At 69.0% G+C, this 18,319-nt stretch carries 6 protein-coding genes and 1 pseudogene; 5 read left to right on the forward strand and 2 right to left on the reverse strand.

The genetic code is table 11. The annotated features are described in order from the left end of the window. Positions 1–5,579 (reverse strand): RHS repeat-associated core domain-containing protein (locus F3T56_RS22130; RefSeq protein ID WP_216372988.1); only part of this gene is annotated, 5,579 nt, incomplete at its 3' end. 55 nt (positions 5,580–5,634) lie between these two features. Beyond that, positions 5,635–9,276, reverse strand: a complete 3,642-nt coding sequence (locus F3T56_RS22135; RefSeq protein WP_342786971.1) for a laminin G domain-containing protein — start codon at positions 9,274–9,276, stop codon at positions 5,635–5,637. A gap of 1,707 nt (positions 9,277–10,983) precedes the next feature. Between F3T56_RS22135 and F3T56_RS48035 the strand changes: the two are divergent. The 5 genes and pseudogenes from F3T56_RS48035 to F3T56_RS22160 form a co-directional block, all read left to right on the forward strand. Further along, positions 10,984–11,351: pseudogene (locus tag F3T56_RS48035) on the forward strand (site-specific integrase); the annotation flags it as partial. A 35-nt stretch (positions 11,352–11,386) separates the two neighbouring features. Then, the gene (locus tag F3T56_RS22145) at positions 11,387–12,472 is read left to right on the forward strand and encodes a lanthionine synthetase C family protein (RefSeq protein ID WP_246203756.1); all 1,086 of its coding nucleotides are present in this window, start codon (positions 11,387–11,389) and stop codon (positions 12,470–12,472) included. A 5-nt stretch (positions 12,473–12,477) separates the two neighbouring features. Then, the gene (locus F3T56_RS22150; protein ID WP_149827186.1) at positions 12,478–15,534 is read left to right on the forward strand and encodes a lantibiotic dehydratase; all 3,057 of its coding nucleotides are present in this window, start codon (positions 12,478–12,480) and stop codon (positions 15,532–15,534) included. Continuing rightward, positions 15,531–17,315 (forward strand): ABC transporter ATP-binding protein, encoded by a 1,785-nt coding sequence (locus tag F3T56_RS22155; protein ID WP_149827058.1) that lies wholly within the window; start codon positions 15,531–15,533, stop codon positions 17,313–17,315. The genes F3T56_RS22150 and F3T56_RS22155 overlap by 4 nt, the downstream gene beginning before the upstream one ends. A gap of 58 nt (positions 17,316–17,373) precedes the next feature. Next, a complete protein-coding gene (locus F3T56_RS22160) occupies positions 17,374–18,306 on the forward strand; it encodes an LLM class flavin-dependent oxidoreductase (protein ID WP_246203757.1) in 933 nt (310 codons plus the stop codon). Positions 18,307–18,319: the final 13 nt, after the last annotated feature.

The raw sequence follows: 18,319 nt of genomic DNA on the forward strand, positions 1-18,319 counted from the left end.
GCGCCGAGGAACGCCTTGTCGTCGGGCCAAATGCCGGCCCCACCCTCGCGCGGGGCACCGAACGGGGTGGTGTAACGCTTGGTGACGGCCTGGGTGGAGGCGTCCACGGCCAGGCTGCTGGTGCCGTGGTGGTCGGCGGCCAGCCAGGTCAGTGTCGACGTACCAGACTTGTTGCTGCGCAGGGCGACGATGGAACCCGCGCCGCTGTAGTAACGCTGGGCCCAGTACTTCGCGGTCGAGGTCGAGGTGTCGAGATGGACCTCGGTGGCGCCCAGGTACAGCACCGTCTCACCGGCGGTGTTGCGGCGGATCAGGAGATCGCCGTCCGCGTCGTAGACGTAACCGGTGGTGCTCGCGCCCTCCTTCACCGTGTCGAGGCGGCTCTCCGCGGACCAGGTGAGGGCCTGGCTCGCGCTGCCGTCCGGGCGGCTCGTGGTGTTCCCGGTGGTGTCGTAGCCGTAGGCCGCCGTGACACCGGTGCAGGTGGCGCCGGTGGTGGTGGCCGTAAGGCGGTGGACCTTCGTGCTGTCGTAGCAGTAGGTCCGGGTGGTGGTCGCGCTGGTGGTGTGGGTGGTCTCGGTGGCGCGCAGGCCGGAGTTCTTGTAGGTGTACGACGTCCAGTACGGGGCCGCTCCGCCCAGGTCCGCCGTCGTGCGGCCGGAGGAGGCACAGTCCGCCGTCGACGGGGTCCAGGACTCGGTAAGGCGGCGATGGCCGTCGTAGGCGAAGCACTGGTAGTCCGCCTTGCCGGTGCCGCCCAGGGTGGTCGGGTCGGTGATGGCTGTGACGTTGCCCGCGTCGTCGTAGCTGTAGTTCAGTTCCTGGAGCTTGTAGGCGTGCGTGTCGTCGGTGAGCGAGGAGCGGGTGAGACGGTCGGTGCCTTCCTCGTACAGGTTGCTGACGTACGCCTTCTTGGTGCCGGCGGCCGCGGAGGTGCCCAGGGTGAGCACCTCGGGCTGGCGGAGGGCGGAGTAGCTGGTGTCCAGGAGGTAGTCACTGGTGCCGCCGGTCTGGGTGTTCAGGCCCAGGCCGTCGTACTCGAAGTCGACGGTCTCCGCGCTGAGACCGCCGGCGGCGGGCTCCGCGATGTACTGCTGGGTGCCGTCGATGTTGTAGTACGTGGAGAAGGTCAGCGTCGACCCCACGGCCTTGGAGGTGACGAGCGGGTCGGTCGACGGCAGGGCGAGTTGGGTGGTGGTGGCCCGGTACAGGCTGTCGTAGGCCGTCACCTTGCGGGTGTAAGCGCTGCCGGAGACACCGCCGACGTAGCGAGTGGAGGAGTCCAGCTGGCCCTTGGCGAGCGTGTCGTACGCGTAGGCCGTCAGCTTGTTCGCGTCGACCTGCTCCTCGGTGGTGGAGGTCAGGTCGGCGTCGGCGGTCGCGGACCAGGTGCCGGTGGGGCGACCGAGCACGTCGTAGGCGGTGATGATGACCCGGCCGGCCGCGTCCTTGGTCCAGGAGACCTGGTCCAGACTGGTGTAGCCGGTGGTCGCCGTGCCCTTGTCCGGGTCGGTGGCGGAGGTCTGACGGCCGTACAGGTCGTAGCCGTAGGACCAACTGCTGTCCGGGCCGGTGATGGTGGACTGCTTGCCGTCACGGGTGTACGTGAACTTCGTGGAAGTGTAGGACGCCCCAACGCCCGCCCCGTAACCGGTGTCGGCGGGGCTCGTACCGGCGTACTCGCGGGTCTCGACCGTGCGTCCCAGGGCGTCCACGATGGTCCGCGTCGCCGAGCCGCCGGCGACGGCGGTGGCCGCGGTGGAATCACCCGTGTACGTGCTGCTGGTGCTCCACTTCTGCACGCCGTACACGTAGAAGGTACTGCTCACCGGCCGCTCGGCACCGTCGAAGACGATCGCGGTCTGCTTGGGGGCGCGGCCGTACTCGGCACGGGTGTAGGTGCCGTTCGGAGTGGACGTCGTGTCGAAGACATCGGCGTACGTCTCGTAGACCAGGCCCCGGCTGTCGTAGCGGGTGTCGGTGAGCAGCCGTCCGCCCTGCGGGGTGGGTGTCTGGCTCTGGAGCGGGCGCAGCAGCGAGTCGTAGATCTGGTAGCTGGTGTTGTACGTGGTGCCGTCGGCCTTGAGGGAGGAGGTCGAGGACCAGGACGGGGCGTCGTCGGTGACGGAGTAGGCGTAGGTGTGGTTGGCGCTGTAGCCGCCGGAGCGGGAGCGGTTGGGCAGCCAGGTCGCGGTGGCGCGGCCGAGAGCGTCGTACGTCGTCTCGGTGATCTTGTTGTTGACGTCGTAGACCTTGGTCGGCAGGCCCCGGGCGTAGTCGCTGTAGGTGTAGATGCTCTGCGTCTTGGCGTTGGTGACCTTGGTCCTGGTCAGCGGGCCGGCCGCGACGGGGACGTAGGACGTGGTGCTGGTGTTGCCGGCCGTGTCGGCGACGGAGGCGACACGGCCCAAAGCGTCGTACGTGCTCCGGCTGAGAGTCTGCCAGCTCGACGGGTGGCGTTCGTCGTTCGTCGCCGCGGCCGGGTAGGCAGAGGCGCGGCCGGTCCAGGTGGCCTCGCCGAGTGTGGGTGTTTGGGACGCCGTCCAGGCGGTGGTGGTGGCGGGGCCGTCGTAGACGGTGGCGGTGTCGGACAACACGTCGCCGCGAGTGGCACTGGAGGTCGGCAGGGAAAGGTCGGTCTCGGCGGTCGAGCAGGCCCGGCCGACCACCCGCTTGCGGGTGACCAGGGAGTTGATGCCAAGGTCGGGGTTGGCCGAGTACCAGGTGCGGGTGCAGGTCTCGTCGCCGGTGACGGCGGTGTCGCCCGCGTCGTACACCTTCAGCGGATTGCCGTAGTCGTCCCACTCGGTGGTGGCGGTGGTGCGCGTGCGCCAGCTCTGTCCCGCCGTCAGATAGGTATGGGTGTACGCCTTCTCGGTGCGGACGTAGTAGGCCTCGGCGTCCGCGTAGGACTTGTGCTGGGTGGCGGTCCTGCGGGACCAGGGGTCGTTCACGGTCACGCTGACCGGGGTGGAGCCGTCGTAGGTGATCTGCTCTCGCAGGAAGCCCGCGAAGGGGGCGCTGTCGGTCTGGTCGGCGACGTCCAGGCCTGCGACGTCGATGCCGGCGACCGAGACGGACCGGGTGGCGGTGGTGTCCTTGCGTTTGTCGCCGTGCATGCCCTGCAGGTAGAGGGAGACGGTCTTCGACTGGGTCTTGCTCGCGATGCCCTGGGTGACGGTGACCTTGCCGTAGCCGCGCCAGAGGGACCAGGTGCGCTCGTCCTCGGGAGTGAGCGGGTTGTCGTTGTAGTGCCAGGCCGGGTCGGCGTAGCTGTAGGTGTTCTCGGTGCCCTCGTTCTTGCCGGTCGGGTCGGCGGTACCCACGGCGGTGACGCGGTACTTGTGGAACCAGTCGAGGGAGGCGTTCTCGGCGCCGTTGATGTTCCAGTACTGCGGGTAGCAGGACTTGGAGTTGTCGTCCTCGGCGGCCGGCATGTTCGAACCGCGCACGCACTCCGGCTCGGAGAGGGAAACCGTGGTGATGGCGCCCGTCTCGGAGGTGACCGTCCTGATGCGGGGCCGGGTGAGCGGCAGGATGTTGTCGGTGGCGTCGACCCGGTTGGGGCGCATCTCGTAGGTGAAGGTCACCGGGTCGAGCGCGATGTCGGTGCCGTTCTTTCCGGTGTGCCGGACCGACTTCAGGGTCAGGGTCTGGTCTGAGGTGTCGCCGATGTCGCCGCCGTCCAGGTACTCCTGGGTCAGGTCCCAGCTGTCGACGGCGGTGAAGGCGCTCGCCGTGGCCGACCAGGCGTGCGTGGTGACATTGGTCAGGCGCTTGCGGGTGAAGAAGGCCGGGCTGACCGCGTCGCAGTCGGCGCCCGAGGCGCACACCGAGTCGTAGGGGACGTCGGGCCAGTTGTCGGCGGTGGACTCCTTCAGCTCGGAGCAGTCGGAGGCGGTGCAGCGCTCGGCGTAGGAGAAGGTGACCTTGTCGGAGGTCACGCCGGAGAACAGGGTGTCCTTGTCCTGGCCATAGAGGATCTTGGTGAGGTAGCCACCGCGGGTGTACTCGGTGGTGGCGGTGTCGGCGCCGTTCTTGGCGTAGTGATTGGTCTCCGGCGTGTACCAGTACGTCATGGCGTTGTCGTGCCTGTCCACGACGTAGTCCAGGTTCCAGCGCCAGGCCTGGGTCACCGACCGGTCGGCGAAGGCGGAGCCCTGGTCGTAACCGGGCTCGCCGGAGTCGTCACCGTAGACCGGGACCGTCCACACGGAGTCGGTGGCGTCGTCGGTGCCCGCGCCGGGGAGTTTGTTGAGGCCGAAGACGTACTTGGTGCCGTCGCCGGTGGTCACCGTCCAGTACTCGCCGTTGCCGTCGCCGTTGTCGGCGCCGGTGGAGTGGGTGACGGTGGAGGCGTCGTCGGAGCTCAGCCGCCACACACCGGTCGTGTCGTCCTTGATCAGCTCGTTGGACTTGCCGTTGAGGACGATGGAGGCGTTGTCGTACTTCCAGCACAGGTCGTACTTGTCGTCCTGCCCGTCCTTGTCGCAAGAGCCGTACGAGCGCTCCACGTAGGACGCGGCGGACAGATCGAAGCCCTCGCCGACCTGGCTGCCCTGGTTGTTCGTCGAGGCGGTCCGGCCGTCGATGCTGCCGGAGTCGTACGACAGCGACACGCTCGGGGACGGCCCGGCCGCGGCGGGCGGTACTGCCATGGGATACGACCACGTGAACGCGCCCGACGAGCCGCCCGCCTCCCAGGTGGAGGAGGCGGAGAGCGGGCTCGCTGTGTAGTCGCCGGAGCCGGACGTGGACGCGCCCGTGGTGGCGGCCAGGGCCAGGACGGTCGCTGCGGACGAGTCGGCCGCGGCGGCAGCGGTGGTGGTGGCTGTGGAGAAGCTCGCCGGGGTTACCGTGCCGGACGCTTCTGCCCTGCTCGACGCCGTACCTGTTGACGTCTCCGTCAGCTCGACCTCCGCGGAAACGGTCCTGCCCGAGATGTCGTTGTCGGAGTCGAGCGGGGTGCGCTCGCGGCAGGCCGGCTTGTCCGGGGTGGTCAGGGCGCAGGCCGGGAGGCGGTAGAGGCGCAGGCGGCCCGCCCAGTCGCCGCCGTACGCGGAGGCGAAGGCCGAGTAGTCGACGCCGATCTCCGCGGTGCCGGGCTCGGCGGCCGTCGCCGTCAGCAGCACGCCCTTGACACCGGCGGCCTCGGTCTTCTTCCGGTCCAGGACCTCGATCCGGGCGTTGCCGGAGGTGCCGGCGAGCGTCACGGGGAGCCCGCCGGCGGTCAGCCGGGCGGCCTTGCCCTTCCTGGCGGGCTTCGCGCTCGCCGCACCGGCCTTCGGCCAGGTCGCGGTCTGCTGCGTCTTGGCCTGCCGGGCCTGTTCGGCGTTCTCCTTACCGACTGCGGCCACCCGAGCCCGGGCCTGTTTGGCACCCAGGCTGGTGACAGCGTGGACCTCGGAGACCTCCTGCTTCGGCGCGTCGGGGCGGCCCAGGCCGTCGGCCGCGGCCTGGACCGGCCCGGCCAGGGCGGTCGGCGCGACGACCGCCAGCACGAGCGCCGGCAGCATGACGCGTCCGATGCCGCCTCTGCCCCGGCGGGCACGCAGACGGGCACGTATACCGGCGCTCATGACACAACTCCCCTGCTGATCACGATGGACAGAGAACGAATGCTGGAGCGGGCGGTCAGGCACCGGCGATTCCGACGGTGTCGCTGATCTGCTGCTGGCCGGACATCGCCCCGGCCCAGATCCGCACATCGGTCACCCGGCCCGCCAGGTAGTGCGACCATGCGGAGTCCACGAAGCCCTTGCCGACCGCGAAGTCGTCGGAGCCGGCCACAGCGGTGTAGGCGAGGTCGGAGCCGTTCTGGTTGGCGCCGATATAGAGGCCGATGGTGTCGGTGTACGCGTCGAACACACCGGTCAGCTGCGTCACGCTGTTGGCGGAGACGACCGCAACCTCGTTGGAGACCACCGCCGTCCAGCTGCCGTCCGCGTTCAACCGACCGAAGTACCACTTGCCGACGGGAAGCTCCGTCTCGGTCTCCGGATCGAACTCGGTGCCGGTCTTCTCGAACCACAGGCCCCACGAGGCGCCGTCGGTGCCGCGCTGACCGACGACCTGGGCGACATAGCCGTCGGCCTTGGCTGCCATGGCGGCTGAGTCCAGCTCCACCGCGGCCGTCACTGTGAACGAGCCGGAGTCGTCCACGATCGGCCCCGTCGTGGTGGCCGCGTCGTCCGTGCCGTCGAGCACGATCGCTTCACCGTCCAGCGTGGCCCCGCCGGTGAGCGTGAGGGACCGCCCATAGCCCGAAACGGTGTCGGACAGAGTGCTGCCGCTCTTCCCGGCCGGGTCCCAGTCGCTCATCAGCTCGACTGCCGCGTTCCCGTCCGCGTCCAGCAACCGGGCCTCGGTGGCGACCTCGTCGTCGGTCAGCAGCCGCTGCCAGACCGCCACCTCGTCGACCCTGCCGCGCCAGTAGTTCTGGTAGGTACCCGCGCTGTAGGCGACCCGGCCAATCTGCAGCGCGCCGTCCGAGACCGTCGCGTCCGAGGTGACGGGGAGACTCACCGGCGCCCCCTGGAGCCGTCCGTTGACGTAGAGGCGGATGGTCCGGTTCTCGGCGTCGTACGAACCCGCCACGTGAGTCCACGACTTGAGCTGCACGCCGACGGCGTCCGCGTTGGCGCCCTGGTACTTGCGTACGCCGTTCTCGTACCAGCTCCACAGGAACACCCAGCGCTGCGCCCCGGACGAGTAGTAGAGGGAGAAGCTGGAGTTGTCGCTGCCAGTCTGTGACAGGACGGTGCGGTAGGTGGACGAGTCCGTGAGGTACGCCCACGCCCCGACAGTGAACGTGGACTGGGTGTTGACGACCGACTCGGTGGTGGCCGCATACCCGGACTGGCGTGTGGTGTCGGAGGTGTCGTTCAGCCAGAGCGAACGGTCGCCGTCGCCCCGCCGCGCCAGCGAGGACCAGCCCGCACCAGTGGTGTACAGCGTAGCCGGGTGCCGGGCGCCCTCGGTGGCGGTGTCAGCCGCAGTGATCACGTCCGAGCCCGCAGCGGCGTCGTCGAAGTGCCAGCGGCCGACCGCCGTCTGCCCCTCGGCGACCTTGAACTCCACGATCGCCTTGCCACCCCAGCCGTTGACGTCCTTGGCCCGGACCTGGAGCTGCTGCAGGCCCGCCAGCCGGGGCGTGATCCACGGCTTGACCGTCTCGCCGGCGATCGCTGGCAACCATGTCGTGTCAGTGGAGAGCTTGTACTCGTAATGGGTGTTGGTGGTGTCACCGGCCGCCGGGGAGAAGGTGAACTGTGCCCTGGTGCCGGGTCCGCCGGCAGCCGCGCAGGCATCGGCGGTGCACTCGCTGTACGGGCTGCCGAAGGTGATCTTCGGCGCCTTGGGGGCGGTGGTGTCAACCTTGAAGTAGCACCAGCCCTTGGTAGTGACCGTGCTGGACGACTGCAGATAGCTGTTGTCGTTGTTGTAGAGCGACTGGGTGAACACCGCCAGGCGGTACAGCACGCCGTCAGAGAGGGTGATGGGCGAGGGGTACTGCACCAGGCCGTTGTCACCGACGGAGCCGTCGAGGGGCCTCACCGGTTCGGTCGCCACGGCCCAGGTGCCGTCGCTCTGCTTCTTCTGGATGTAGAAGTGCGCCCGCAGGTGTGCGCCGCTCTCACCGCCCGCCGCGGTCTGCGGCCGCGCGGTCAGCATCGGCGTCGGGTCCGCGAGGATGTCCGGATCAGCCGAGTTGGTTTCACAGCTGATGCCGCTGCCCTGCACAAGTCCGGCGCTGGTCGGCACGGCGGGCAGACCGACGTACTTCACGGACAGCAGGGCGTCGTCGTCGAACCGCTTCCAGCCGTTGGGGTCGGACTCGTCGTCCGCCTTCAGCATCAGCGTGAGGCGGGAGAAGTCACCGGCTGCGAACTTCTTGACTGTCGCGGTCAGGTTCTCGTAGCTCTGGGCCGGGTCGTCGTTGAACTCGATCGGCGCGTCCGGCTGGTCCGGGTCGCACAGCGAGCCCCGCCCCGCGGCCACGGTGCGGTCACCCATGACATCCCAGTTCGCCGTCGGCCCCGGCCAGTTAGTCGCGGAGGAGATGTTCCCGGTGCGGACCAGCTCCACGACTGTCTTCTCGCAGGACATCGACCAGCGCTCGGTCACCCGGAACGTGGCGTCCAGCACGCGCTTGCCCGCCAGTTTGGTCGGCGCGAACTCGAAGTACATGCGCTGCTTGTAGCCGGAGCCGCAGTAGTAGGCGTAGCCGCCGGTGACGTACGTACCGCAGTAGCCGACGCCCTCGCCGTCGTCACCGCCGGAGAAGTTGTAGTAGGTGTCGCCATCCGAGGACAGCACGGTGCGCTCGGACTCCTCCAGCGCCACGTCGGGGTCGATGTACAGCGGGTATACGGTGTCCTCGCCGGTCAGCAGCTCCGGATCAGGCACGACCGCCACCGTGCCCTCCGTCACCTGCACGGGCAGCACGGCGGAGGCGTCGCCCACGCCAGGCCCGTCGGCCGGGTCGGTGTCCGCGGCGCCGTGGCCGTCCTGGACAGGTTCAGAATCGGTGTCGTCCTCTGCGACACCGGCCGCAGCGAGGGACATTGTGGTGGTGCCGGTAGTGTCGGCTTCCCCGGCGGAGTCCCACATGCGGGCGGCCGGGGAGCGGAAGACGGTGTTGCCGTCCTCGTCCACGGCACTCAGGCCACCGCCGGCCCGGGTGTCCACGGTCAGGCCTTCGGACCGGAGCGAGAACTCGATGCGGTCGAGTTCCGGATTGGCGGCCGCCTCGGCGGACTTGACGATCAGCACCTGCTTCACGCCCTCGACCGTCGCGGTCATCCGCAGGTCGACGCCGGGCAGCACCTCCGGATAGGTGGCGGAGGCGCCGTCGAGCGTGGGCTTCGGAAGAGTGCCAGGCCAGCCCAGGTTCAGGGTTTTCCCTTCCTCGGCCAACTCCAGCAAGTCGGCGCCGTCGCCCCCGGCGGAGAACGAGATGTCGGCCACCGCCGCCTTGGGCCCGATCGATCCGTCAGCCCTGCGCTCCAGCGTCGCGTCCGGCGCGGCCCAGGAGCCGTCCGTGGTCGCCACCCGTACGGGGACGACGGACTGCTCCAGCGTGAACGAGTAGCCGTCAGGGTTTGCGTATGTCGTGGAGTACTCCCCTCGCTCCCCGACGACCTCGACCTCCTCCCCCGAAGCCGCCGCCCGCTCCAGCGCCGCCGAAGCCTCGGACGCCGAGGAGGACTCCTGCGTGTCCGCCGTCGCGGTCGGCGCGGTGACGACGAGTGCAGGCAGGACAGCCAGCAACACCACCGCAGCCGTCGCCGCAGAGAGGAAACGCTCCAGACAACCCGAGCGACCGTTCTCCAGGCAGCGCGAGCGATCCCCGCCCATACCCCCACCCCCGCTTCACGCGATCTTTACGAGTGAGGATGCAACCAGCCTTGAATGAACCCGGTCAATGAAATCCAGATGAACTAGTCACGCACAACCAGGAAACTGACGTCACGTCAGGCACGAGGGGTCCGCCGTCCGACTTGGTCCGGGTTCAGGACCGCAGCGAGCCTTCAAGGACGCCGACCGTCATACCCCCGACCAGAGCCCACTTCGACTCTCGGCTCACACCTCTACGCCGGAGGCGTGAGGTTGGCGCTTCTCAACAAGAGCAACCCACCTACCACCAACGCACTCGAGACTGCTGCGTTCGCGATTTCCCTGTTCACCCGGCCCTCTTTGGGTGCCCCACAACCACCCCTGCCACACCATCACTGCACCGATGGCCTCCCCTCGGCCTCCCCCGCCTCCTGAGGCCCGATCCGAAAGAGGCGATGATCCGCACAAACATGCAGGTCAACGACCTACACGTCGCTAGAGTCGCTGAGCATGGAAGCCTCACAACCTATGCACGGGAATGCGTAGGTCAACACGCCTTCCAAATCAGCGTTCCCATGGTCAAGGAAAAGAAAAAACCGCAGGTCATAGGCTCGACCTGCGGTTCACCATAGAGCCGCCTTCGGGATTCGAACCCGAGACCTACGCATTACGAGACCGTGAGCGATCGTGCTGCGTGGTGCCTGGTGGTGCTACTGAGTGACGTTCTACCTGATCAGAACATGTGCGGCTGGTTGGACTGTGCCACCTCGTATTACGTCGTCCAAAGGCGTCCGGCCACCGGCTGGCCACCGAGACGGGCGCCGCGGGCAGCAAAGAACCGGAATCACCCGGGTTGTCGGCCTCCCACAGACCCTCCTGCCGGCGTCGCCAAAACAGCATCGTCGTCGTGCGAGGGCACCGATAACCGCAAGGAAATCATCAGGCTTCAAGCGGGGTGCTGGTGGCGCCGCTACGACGAGGGCTTGCATGACCCTGTCGCCGAGACAGTCAACATCCCTGCGTTCGAAGACGCCTGCTCTTTGACCTCGTCCGGCACGGGCGCCACACCGGCCGTGACGGACCACTCCCCCCGATTGAGGAAGGCGGCGAACGCAGGACTCATCTCCATCAGCTCGCCATCAAGATGCCAACCCCGTTCCTCCAGAAGACGGACACCTCGCCGCAGTTCCTCTTTGCCCGGGATCTTTCGGCTGAGTGCCGTGCCATTCACTACGCAGTCGCGCCCAAGAGGGTCCTTCGCGACAACAAAACCCTCCCCTACGTCTCCGAAGGCGTACCGAAGATCTCCCACCACCCGAGCCCGGCTCTTCTCTGTGGTCTCGGAGGTCGAGGAGTGCGACGCCTTCGCTCGTGTCGCCTCGGACGACGGAGCAGACGCCCCGTTCCCACTGGCTCCGCAGCCAACCCCCAACAGCCCCACCATGACCGCACCGGCAACCGCGAAGCCAACGTTCCTGCCCATTTTGTCCCCACCTCGATCAGGGCTGCCGATTGCAGCCCGCCAGGACCTATTCCCCGCCGAGGCGACGGGCACCTTACCAGCGCCGCCGCTCCTTTTCGGGATGAGATGCAAATCCTCAATCTGACAACATGCTAGAGATCTTCAATTGCTGCGGTTGATGCAACCAGCTCCGCACCACGTGCCAGTGCTGCACGCGCGGCATCAACGCCCGGCGCAACCAGCCCCGCTGCTGCGCCGCCAGCCAGTGCCGTCACAAGCTGCTCTCCCCGCTGACGCTCACCTACAGCTCAAGTCCGCCCGAAGAGCACGCCGTCCGCGAAGCGGAGATCCCGCTCAACGTCGCCCCCCAACGGCACCCCACGACCACGACGCTTCGAACCCCTCATCGCCGACGAAGCCCGTCAGCTCCTCACGACAGCCCCAAGGCCACCGCCTGCACGCCGTGTTCGAACTCGCCCTCCACACCGGACTCCGCGAGCACGAACCCCTCGGCCTGCGCCGGGAAGACCTCGACTTTGATGGGTCTTCAAAGTTGAGCGGTGCGGAGGTGTCCGCGGGCTCGGCGTGACGGCCTTCGCACACATACGCGAGGCGGTTCTGTCCACCCAGGTCGAACCCCTCAACCACCATGGTCTGTTCGCCGGCACCAGCGGCCTCGCCCTCGCGCTCGCGGACATCACCCGCGACGAGCCCCGCTTCCGCCCCAGCCTGGACCGGCTGTACGAACAGCTCGCCGACCAGATCCTCGCCGCACCACCGCGACAGACCGAGCGGGCCGTCAGCGACCTGGACTACGACCTCGTGACCGGAGCGGCCGGCACCCTCGTCCAGCTCAGCTCCCTCACCGAACCGACCGACCGGATCTCCGAGGCCGCCGGCGCACTCGTCGACTACCTGATCTGGCTCAGCCGACCTGCCGAGACCGCGGGCACACCGCACCGCTGGCTCATCACCCCGGCGTACTACCCGCCTGTCGCCGACTACCACGCCAAGTACCCGCACGGCTACCTCAACCTGGGTCTGTCGCACGGAGTTCCGGGAGTGGCCGCCGCGCTCGCCGTCGCCTGGGAGGCGGGCCACCGCCGCCCGGGCCACCTGGAGGCCGTCGCCACCCTCACCCGCTGGATCCGGGCCCAGGCCGCCGTCGACGAGCACGGCCCCGTGTGGGGCGACGGCACGCCCGTCGACGAGCACGGTCAGGAGGTCACCTCCGGGTCCGGACACGATCGGGTCGCCTGGTGCTACGGCAGCGTGGGCGTCGCCGGCGCGCTCCTGACCATCGCCACGGCCACCGCGGACGAGGAACTGCACTCCACCGCCGTCGCGGCCTTCGACGCCGCACTGACCCGTGCGCGACATCTCGCACCGCTGTCACCCACGCTCTGCCACGGCCTCGCCGGACTCGTCATGCTCGCCCTGGAGTTCGCGCCCTGGAGCACGACCGCCCGTGACCGGCTGCCGGAGCTGGTCGGGCAGTTGCTCGACCGACACGATCCGGACCGCCCGCTCGGCTTCACGGACGTGCCCCGCCCCGGACAGGCCGTCGACGATCCGGGGCTCCTCACCGGGGCCACCGGCGTCGCCCTCACCCTGCTCGCCGCCGTCGGCGAGGAGCGACCCCACTGGTTCCGCATCTTCCTCGCCCGGTGACGGCCATGGCCCCGTACGAGCCCGCCGGGTTCTTCCTCCTCCGCTCCCCTGTCCTGCCCGTGGACACCTATCTCGACATCATGGCCGACCCCGCCCGCACCCCGCAGGCCCTGGTCGACCTCGCCAGCCGTCCCGACATCGCCCGCGCTCTGCTCATCGCGAGCGAGGATCTGACCGGCGGTCTCGACCGGCTCGACAGCCTGAGCGAGAAGCGCACCCGGCGGCTGCACTCCCGGCTGCTGCGGTACGCGACGCGCATGGCGACCCGGCCCACGCCCTTCGGCGCGTTCTCCGGCGTGGCGATGGGAACGTTCGGACCCGGCTCGGAAGCCCGGCTCGGCCGGCCCCAGGAGCACCGAGTCCGCGTGCGCGCCGACATGGGCTGGCTGCTCGCCCTGATCGAGCGGCTGGAGACGGACCCCGCCCTGCTGCGCCAACTCCATCTCGTCCTCAACCCCATGGCCCATCTCGCCGGCGATCGCGTCGTCCTGCCGCAGGCCGACAAGTACGGCCGGCACGACGCGCGCACGGTGCGCGTCCGGGCCACCCCCGCCGTGGATCTGGTCATGCGGACGGCCGCCGCACCTGTCCCCTACGAGCAGCTCACAGCCGAACTGTCGACCGCCTTCCCGGATGTGTCGCCGGAGTCCGTCGAGGGACTGGTCCGCCAGCTGTGGGACCTCGGCTTCCTCACCGGCGACCTGCGGCCCCCGCAGACCGCAGAACGCCCTGAGCTGCACGTCCTGAAGAAACTCACCGGCGTCCCGGCCGCCACCGCCGCCGCCGAACAGCTGCGTGCGGTGGCCGACCTGGCCGACCGCGTCCACAACACCGAGTCGCTGCAGCAGCTGTCGGTCGCCCAGCGCGACCTGGTCCCCGAGCACACGGACCGGACCTACCAGGCCGACACCGCACTGGACCTGCGCGATCCGGTCCTGAACGAGTCGATCGCGCACAAGGTCGCCGAAGCCGTGGGCGTCCTGGTCCGGCTCAGCGCGGCCCACGGCACGCGCACCCCGCTGACCCGCTACCGCGAGGAGTTCGCCGAGCGCTACGGCGCCGGGACGCGTGTACCGGTCCTCAGCCTGCTCAGTCCCGACACCGGGCTGGACGCGCCGCCCACCTACACCAATCCGCCCCGCGGCATCGCGCTGCCTCCCGCGCCCGCCGAGGACAGCTCCCGGCTGGACGGCGCGCTCGTCGAGTTCGCCCAGCAGGCGTGGTGGGACCGGGCCGTCGAGGTCGAGCTGACCGACGCCTGGCTGGACAGGCTCGCCCCGGCCCGCCCCGGGTCGGCGGACCCGCCACCGGCGCTGGAGGCGTACGTCCAGATCGACGCCTCGGACCGCGAGGCCCTCGACCGGGGCGAGTGGCGGGCGGTCCTGCGGTCCGACAGCCTCGCCTACGGTGGACGCACCTTCGGACGCTTCAGCGACCTGCTCGGTGAGGCCGCCGGGGATCGGCTGCGCGACTATGCCCGGCGCGAGGAGGCACTCTTTCCCGATGTCGCGTATGCAGAGTTGGCGTTCCTGCCGCCGTACGGCCGGGCGGCCAATGTGACGCTGCGCCCCGCCATCCGGCCGTACGAGATTCCCGTCAACACGACGTCGTCGGTGGCCTCGGACCGGGTCGTCCCGCTGGACGACATCCTCGTGGGTGTCGCCGACGACCGGTTTTACCTGTGGTCCCGGCGGTTGGACCGGGAGATCGTGGTCGCCCAGCACCACATGCTCAGCCCGACCCTCGCGCCGAATGTCGCGCGCTTCCTCATCGAGGTGTCTCAGGACGGCTGCATCCAGCCGACCGGATTCCACTGGGGGCCGGCGGAGGCGGCTCCGTTCCTGCCGCGGGTGACCCGCGGCAGGGTGGTTCTGCGCCCCGCGCAGTGGAGGCTCACCGCAGGCACCGCCGACGACCTCGACGGCTGGCGGGAGCGATGGCGCGTACCCCGCCACGTCTACCTCGTCGAAGCCGACCAGCGGCTGTTGCTGGACCTCGACCACTCCGCCTGCCGAGTCGAACTCCGCGAGGAATTGGACAAGCAGCGCACCCTCGTCCTCCACGAGATGCTGCCGTCGTTCGACGGCATGTGGCTCCAGGACACCGCCGGCGACCGCTGCGCGGCCGAGGTCGTCGTACCGGTCGTGCTCCGAGACGCCGTGCGCGCCACCCGCCGCTCCCTGCCGCGCGGCAGGCGGGAAGTCCCCGTGAAACGCCATCTACCGGGCGGCGAGTGGACCTTCCTCAAGGTCTACGCGGCACCCGAGCGGCAGGACGAGATCATCGCCGGCCCACTGCGCGACCTCGTCGCCGAACTGCGGCGACAGGGCCTGCTCGACCGCTGGTTCTACATCCGTTACGCCGACCCCTTTCCCCACCTGCGACTGCGGGTACGGGGGACAGATGCCGCCCGCGCTCTGACCCTCGTAACGGCATGGGGCCGGAGCCTGGTCGGTCAGGGGCTTGCCAGGGACATCGAACTGGCCGGCTACGCACCGGAGATCGCCCGCTACGGGGGCCCGGAGGTCTTCGACGCCGCTGAGCTGATGTTCCAGGCCGGCAGCGAGACCACGGCGTCGCTGCTGGCTCGACGGCTCGACATCAGACCGGAGTTCCTCGCCGTCGCCGCCCTGGACACGCTGCACACACAGTGGGGTGGCCGACCGTCCCTGCGCACGGGGCACACCGTCGACCAGGACGATGTCCATGTACGTGACACCCGGCAGCTGTTCCACGCGCACCGCGCCTACCTGTGCGAGCTTCTCAGCCCCTGGGATCGCGCCCCGCACGAGGAGGGCAGGAGCCACCGGCTGCTGCTCCATGAGATTTTCGCGGACCAGGCGTCCTCCGCCGGGCGGATGGCCGAGGCCGTACGCCAGGCGGAGCGGGACGGGGTGCTCGTCGGATCGGAGGACGGGATCCTTGCGAGCCTGGCCCATATGCAGATCAACCGCCTGTTGCCCATAGACCTGGACCGGGAGGCTCGCAGCCATGCCCTGTGGGCGCACGTACTGCGCGCGATCCGCGGCCGCGCCGCCGCGGCGGCCAGGGAGGAACGATGATCTGGCTCCGCGTCACCGTCCTGTTCTGGGGACTCAGCCCTCTGCGGGTATCGGGCTTCGCGGCCGTGTCCATGCTTCTCGCCCTCGTCCCGGCCGCCCAGATCGGGCTCGTCGCTTCCGCGGTGCAGAGCGTGGCCGACGCCGTCGCCGGTGATGCCGACGCTGGGCGGTCCGCCCTCCTCTCGGGTGGCCTCCTGATGGCGGTGAGCCTCGCCAGCCACCTGCTGGGCACCTGCCTCCAATACCTCGACTCGCTCCTGCGGCTCGAACTCACCGCCCGCGTGGGCGAGTGGGTGATGCGCAAGGGCACGATGCTCGATCTGCAGCAGTATGAGGACGCGGCGGTCTACGACAACATGCAGCGCGCCTTCCAGGAGAGCAGCGGCGGCCGTGTCTATCAGGTGTTCACCCAACTCCTTGAGGTTGCCCGGGAGTTGGTCACTCTGGTGACCGTCAGCGTGGTGCTGTTCTCCTGGAGTCCCTGGATCGCCCTGGCGATCCTGTTCTCGCCCGTCCCGTCGGTGATCTCGTACATGTTCTTCAGCCACAAGGGCTACGAGATCGAGTATGAGCGGGCCTCCGACCGACGCCGCCTTTACTACTACCAGCACCTCACGACCAGCGACCATTCGTACAAGGAGATACGGCTCTTCCAACTGGGCCCGCACCTCCTGGACCTCTACACCCGCCTCGTGCGGACCTTCTTCGACACTGACCGGCGTCTGGCCCGTCGCCAGTCCCTGCTCGGTGGCGCCCTCGGCTTTCTCAGCGTCGCCGCCTCGTCGGGTGCCGTGTTGTGGGCCATCCACACCACCATCGACGCCGGCCGGATAGGGCAGCTCGCGGGCTACCTCCAGGCCGTCGGATCGATCCAGGTGTCCGCGCATGCCATACTGCTCGGCATCGCCGCCCTGTACAAGGACAGCCTGTTCCTCGGCAACCTCTTCGACTTCTTCGCGCTGCCCGAACGGCAGCTCAAGGGCGGCACCAGGGCCTTCCCCGACAAGCTCCGCAAGGGCATCGAGTTCCGCGACGTGCGCTTCGTCTACCCCGGAACCGATCGCGTCGTCCTGGACGGTGTCAGTTTCACCATCCCCGCAGGCCGGTGCGTTGCTCTGGTGGGGCAGAACGGTGCTGGCAAAACCACGCTCGTCAAACTCCTCACTCGCCTGTACGAGCCGAGCGGCGGCCGGATCCTCGTCGACGACGTGCCCATCGAGGAGTACGACATCGACGACCTGCAACGTCACATGGGCGTCATTTTCCAGGACTTCATCCGCTACGAGCTGCCGGTGCGCGACAACATCGGCTTCGGCCGGGTGGAGGCTCGTCAGGACACGGAGCGAGTCGCCGAGGCGGCACGTGCGGCCGGGGCCGAGGGCATCGTCGAGTCGTTGCCGCAGAAGTACGACACCATGCTCGGACGCCACTTCGAGGACGGTCACCAGCTCTCCGGCGGGCAGTGGCAGAAGATGGCGCTGAGCCGGGCGTTCATGCGACGCGCACCGGTCGTCGTTCTGGACGAGCCGACGGCCGCCATCGACGCCGAAGCGGAAGCGGAGATCTTCACCCGGTTGAAGGAAATCGCCCGCGGCGCCACGTCCCTGGTCATAGCCCACCGTTTCTCCACGGTCCGGATGGCGGATCACATCGTCGTGGTGGAGAACGGCAAGGTGATCGAGCACGGCGTGCACCAGGACCTCGTCCGGGCCGACGGTGTCTACGCCCGTCTCTTCCGTCTCCAGGCTTCGGGCTACCTGACCGAAGCCGTGTCCCCCTAGAGGTCGAGCGATGCGTGTGTCCGTCCTGTACCCCGTCATGCCGACGGATCCTCGATCGGTGGTTCCTTTCGCCGAGTTCGTTCGTGACGGGTGGGCCGCCCGTTTGTGGCAGGGCCAGTCCCTGAGCGCGGACACCCACCAGGTGTTCGCCTACCTCGCCGGAATGGGATATCGCGTACCGGTCGGGACCAGCGTCGTCCTGATGCCGCTTCGCCACCCCATGGACGCCGCGATCCAGTCCCGCTCCCTGGCCATGCTCACCGGACACCGCATGGTCCTGGGCCTGGGAGCGGCGACGCCGGACTTCGTCACCGGACTACACGGGAAGCCGTACGACAGCCCGCGTGACGCCTGCGCCGCCTACCTCGGTGAGGTCCGCCGTCTGCTGGACACCGAGCAGACACAGCCGACCAGTGACGACGGTGGTGCCGTCAGCCTGCCCGGCATGCCGCACCCGTACGTGGAGACCGGGCTCGGCGTACTCCGGCCCGCCCTCGCGCGCGCCGCCGGCCGCGTGGCTGACACAGCGATCAGTTGGATGACTCCGCCCGGTTACGTGCGCGACACGCTGCTGCCCGCCATGGCGAAAGGGGCGGCCGAGGCCGGTCGGCCGGTGCCGCGCATGGTCACGGTCGTGCACGCCGCCGTCGACCGCCCCCACCGCAACGCGTATCGGCTCGCCTACACGGCGGCCCGCGCCCACCTCGCCGGCCCGCACTACACCGACATGCTGCGCCGGGCAGGCCTGCGCGTGCACCACAGCCGACCGAACCTCGGCGCCCGTGCCCTGGTCGACTCGGGCACCTTCGTGCACGGCACGCCCGAGGAAATCGCCGTGCAACTGGCCGAATACGGCCGGGCCGGCGTGGACGAAGTTGTCCTCAACCTCGCCGGCGTGTATTCCGAACATGGCCAACCGGACGCCGTGCAAGACCTCCAGGACATCCTCACCTCGTGCCGGGGCCTGGAGAACGGTCACCCGATCCGGTAGGGCATCCCGGACC

It is taken from the genome of Streptomyces tailanensis, assembly GCF_008386495.1.
GTDB classification, from domain to species: domain Bacteria; phylum Actinomycetota; class Actinomycetes; order Streptomycetales; family Streptomycetaceae; genus Streptomyces; species Streptomyces tailanensis.

Bases quoted from the DNA above. Each gene is read 5' to 3' on its own strand.
- F3T56_RS22155 (WP_149827058.1), top strand. From the start codon at position 15,531: ATGATCTGGCTCCGCGTCACCGTCCTGTTCTGGGGACTCAGCCCTCTG.
- F3T56_RS22150 (WP_149827186.1), top strand. From the start codon at position 12,478: ATGGCCCCGTACGAGCCCGCCGGGTTCTTCCTCCTCCGCTCCCCTGTC.